We start from the raw sequence: 661 nt of genomic DNA, 5'->3' as shown, positions 1-661 counted from the left end.
AATAAACAAGCCACTCTCCGTCATCCTGAATACTACTCCGTCATCCTGAACTCGTTTCAGGATCTTTACTTGCTCTACAAAAACCAGATACTGAAATAAATTCAGCATGACGGCACGGGAGTGAATAAATGCGAATAATAAACAAACGACTTTCCGTCATCCTGAATACTACTCCGTCATCCTGAACTCGTTTCAGGATCTGTACTTGCTCTACAAAGACCAGATACTGAAACAAGTTCAGCATGACGACACGGGAATGAATAAAGACCAGATACTGAAATAAATTCAGCATGACGACACGGGAGTGAATAAATGCGAATAATAAACAAACCACTCTCCGTCATCCTTATACCATCTCCGTCATCCTGAATACTACTCCGTCATCCTGAACTCGTTTCAGGATCTATACTTGCTCTACAAAGACCAGATACTGAAACAAGTTCAGCATGACGACACGGGAATGAATAAAAACCAGATACTGAAACAAGTTCAGCATGACGACACGGGAGTGAGTAGGGACGAGATACTGAAACAAGTTCAGCATGACGACACGGGAATGAATAAATGCGAATAATAAACAAGCCACTCTCCGTCATCCTGAATACTACTCCGTCATCCTGAACTCGTTTCAGGATCTTTACTTGCTCTACAAAAACCAGAT

The 661-nt window shown here is 41.8% G+C and carries 2 protein-coding genes; both read right to left on the bottom strand.

Annotated features, from left to right (window positions below):
* Nucleotides 1-176: 176 nt before the first annotated feature.
* The gene (locus H4J73_RS01150) at nt 177-344 is read right to left on the bottom strand and encodes a hypothetical protein (protein WP_182176768.1); all 168 of its coding nucleotides are present in this window, start codon (nt 342-344) and stop codon (nt 177-179) included.
* 36 nt (nt 345-380) lie between these two features.
* Nucleotides 381-661, bottom strand: a 281-nt coding sequence (locus H4J73_RS01145) for an SWIM zinc finger family protein (protein ID WP_220460642.1), incomplete at its 5' end; no start/stop codon positions are given.

The sequence above is a fragment of the Colwellia sp. MB3u-41 genome, from assembly GCF_014076845.1.
GTDB lineage: Bacteria > Pseudomonadota > Gammaproteobacteria > Enterobacterales > Alteromonadaceae > Colwellia_A.
This window is presented reverse-complemented; position numbering and strand designations above follow the sequence as displayed.

Bases quoted from the DNA above. Each gene is read 5' to 3' on its own strand.
- H4J73_RS01150 (WP_182176768.1), bottom strand. From the start codon at position 344: ATGACGGAGAGTGGTTTGTTTATTATTCGCATTTATTCACTCCCGTGT.